This window comes from Streptomyces sp. NPDC002536, assembly GCF_053594995.1.
In genome coordinates this window covers 1-2790 of the sequence record NZ_JBSFWU010000231.1, presented here as the reverse complement: position 1 = coordinate 2790, position 2790 = coordinate 1, and the positions used below count along the sequence as shown (strand labels likewise).

3 protein-coding genes are annotated in these 2790 nt (G+C 73.0%); 1 reads left to right on the top strand and 2 read right to left on the bottom strand.

Annotated features, from left to right (window positions below; all coding sequences use genetic code 11):
* Positions 1–103: 103 nt before the first annotated feature.
* Together ACWD4B_RS35615 and ACWD4B_RS35610 are read right to left on the bottom strand one after the other, a co-directional pair.
* Positions 104–1198: a P1 family peptidase gene (locus tag ACWD4B_RS35615; protein WP_451424654.1), complete on the bottom strand. Its 1095-nt coding sequence runs from the start codon at positions 1196–1198 to the stop codon at positions 104–106.
* 12 nt (positions 1199–1210) lie between these two features.
* Entirely contained in the window at positions 1211–2377 is a 1167-nt protein-coding gene (locus tag ACWD4B_RS35610) for a low temperature requirement protein A (RefSeq protein ID WP_451424653.1), read from the bottom strand.
* 64 nt (positions 2378–2441) lie between these two features.
* Between ACWD4B_RS35610 and ACWD4B_RS35605 the strand changes: the two genes are divergently transcribed.
* Positions 2442–2603 (top strand): hypothetical protein, encoded by a 162-nt coding sequence (locus tag ACWD4B_RS35605; RefSeq protein ID WP_451424652.1) that lies wholly within the window; start codon positions 2442–2444, stop codon positions 2601–2603.
* Positions 2604–2790: the final 187 nt, after the last annotated feature.

Genomic DNA, 2790 nt, shown 5'->3' with positions numbered 1-2790 from the left:
CGTCCCCGAGGCCCGCACGGTGGCCCCCAGTAGTTCCGTGCCCCGTCAGGGGCGCGGGGAACTGCGCGACCAGCCACAACCGGCCCGCAGCTGAACGCAACGCTCAGCCGTACAGCTCCGTGTACGACGGAAACACACCGCCGGGGCCATTGATGCCCTCGGCGGCCCGCACGGCCTTCACCACGCACCGCGTGAGCACATCCGCCCCCGCCGCCAGGATCTCGTTCACGGCCCCTGCCGTGAAGTCCACGCTGCTGGGCAGCGATTGGTCCTCCGCCAACGGGCGAGCGCCCGTCGCCAAAGCGAACACCGTGTCGCCGTCCGTCAGCAGGTGCACCGGCCGTACTGCGCGGGCCAGGCCGTCGTGTGCCGTGCCGGCCAGTTTCTGCGCCTGGGCGCGGGTGAGGGCCGCGTCCGTCGCGACCACGGCGATCGTGGTGTTGAGCGGGGGCCGGACCGAGCCCGCCCAGCGCCGGGCCGACTCCTGCCGCGCCGCGTCCAGTGCGCGCTGTGCCGCCGCGTGCCGTTCCGGCTCCGGGTACGCGACCCGAGTGCCCTCGTAGAGCTGCCCGTACAGGACGCCCGTGTGCGGATCGGCCACCGCTCCGGCCGCGTTGACGGCGGCGAGCGCGGCCACCGTCACGCCCGAGGGCAGCACCACGCTCGCCGTGCCGATGCCTCCCTTGAGGCCTCCGGCCACCGCCCCGGTGCCGGCTCCGACGTTGCCCTGGGCCACCGGCGCCCCGGGCTCCGTACGCGCCGCGGCCTCGACGGCCAGGCGGCCCAGGGCAGCGTCCGGGCGGGCCCGCCAGTCGCCGCCGCGGCCCAGGTCGAAGAGGGCCGCGGCCGGGACGACGGGCACCACCTGGGCGGGGTCCGGGCCGACCCGAACGCCCCGGCCCGCGTCCTCCAGCCAGGCCATCACCCCGGACGCGGCCTCCAGCCCGAACGCGCTGCCGCCGGTGAGGACGACCGCTTCGATGCGCTGGACGAGGTTGCGCGGGTCGAGGGCGTCCGTCTCCCGCGTCCCGGGCCCACCGCCCCGGACGTCCACGGCGGCGACCGCGCCGCCCGGCTCGGCCAGGACGACGGTGGTGCCGCTCAGGGCCCGCTCGCCGGTCAACTGGGCATGTCCCACACGGAGTCCGGGAACGTCGGTCAGTGCATCACGAGGGCCCGGGCGCAGCAATGCATTCATGGGGCATGCGTATCACGCACTCTGCTCCCGCGCCGCCCTCCTCGTCGTGAGAGTGACGCCCACCACGACCGTCGCGGCCGCCACCAGACCGGCGGCGAGCACGGCCTTGCCGCCCGCGAACGTGCACAGCAGGACCAGCACGGCCGAGACGGGCAGCACCAACTGCTGGGCCAAGCCGCGTTTCTGGTGCCGGGAGTGGATCAGCCACACGGTGACCATGAACAGCGCGGTGGGGATCGTGACGGTCGCGGAGGCCGCCGTCGTCGAGATGTGCGCCTTGCCCGTCGCCGCCTCGATCGCCACTTCGATGCCCGCCCCGACCGCCGCCGCCGAGACGAAGACGGGATAGTGCCCGTAACCCCACAGGAACGCCTGGCTGTTGGAGGCCAGGTGGAGGTGGATGGGCACGGCGAAGTAGATCCAGTACGCGGCGAAGATGACGAGCAGCCCGCCGGCCGCGATCGGCAGCAGGGTGCTCAGCTCCCCGTGCTCGTCCACCGCCGACTGGACGGCGACCGTGGCCGCGGAGACGGTCTCGCCGAGCACGATGATGGTGAACAGGCCGTAGCGCTCGGCGATGTGGTGCGGATGCCAGCCCGTCTGGTGGCGGTGCTCGGCGACGGGCGGCACGCACATCTCCAGGACCGCCATCACCAGGAACAGCCACGGCTTGGCGTGGGCAGGCAGCAACAGCAGCCCCAGCCAGCCGATCTGGCACAGGCTGATGCCCGCCGCGTAGCGCAGGGCCGTGCTGCGCTCCTCGCCCTCGGAGCCGTGCGCGGCCCGCAGCCACTGCGAGACCATGGCGAGCCGCATCACGACATAGCCCGACCAGACCGCCGTGAAGTCGCCGCGGTCGAAGGCGCGGGGCACGCCGCCGGCAAGGATCAGCACACCGGCGATCTGGACGAGGGTGACGACGCGGTAGAGCACGTCGTCCGTGTCGTACGCCGAGGAGAACCAACTGAAGTTCATCCAAGCCCACCACACGGCAAAAAACGCCATCAAGTAGCTGAAAATGCCGTGCTGCGGATGCCCCTCGGCGAGCGCGTGCACCAGCTGTCGGCCCGCCTGGGCCACCGCGACCACGAAGCACAGGTCGAAGAACAGCTCCAGGGGCGTCGCGGCGCGGTGCGACTCGTCGCGTCCGCGTTCGGTCATGGGGCGCAGCACGCTCATGGGCCGATTCTCACCGCAGGCGGCCCGGCCCGCGCGCGGAGCGCATGGCCCTACCCTTGAGGGCATGAGCACTGCCCCCGAGCCCGTTGACCCCGCTGCCGCGCTGATCTTCGACGACCCGCTGTCGCGCCCGTCGGCCGACGACACGGACCGAGGCTGGGGCGACCGCCCCGCAGGCGGCGACCTCGCCCGCTTCCTGGACGAAAAGCCGCCGCACCACATCTAGCGCCCCGTCCCGCGCCCCTTTGGGGCGGTGCCTCGGGTCGGTCGGGTGCGGGCGGTCGGTGGTTGCTCGCGCAGTTCCCCGCGCCCCGTCAGGGACGCGGGCCGGACGCGTAGAGCATCGACTGTGCCGTTCCGATCACGTTGTCCGTGTCGAAGGGGATGACGCGCACGGTCACGGTCGGCCAATC

Bases quoted from the DNA above. Each gene is read 5' to 3' on its own strand.
- ACWD4B_RS35605 (WP_451424652.1), top strand. From the start codon at position 2,442: ATGAGCACTGCCCCCGAGCCCGTTGACCCCGCTGCCGCGCTGATCTTC.
- ACWD4B_RS35610 (WP_451424653.1), bottom strand. From the start codon at position 2,377: ATGAGCGTGCTGCGCCCCATGACCGAACGCGGACGCGACGAGTCGCAC.
- ACWD4B_RS35615 (WP_451424654.1), bottom strand. From the start codon at position 1,198: ATGAATGCATTGCTGCGCCCGGGCCCTCGTGATGCACTGACCGACGTT.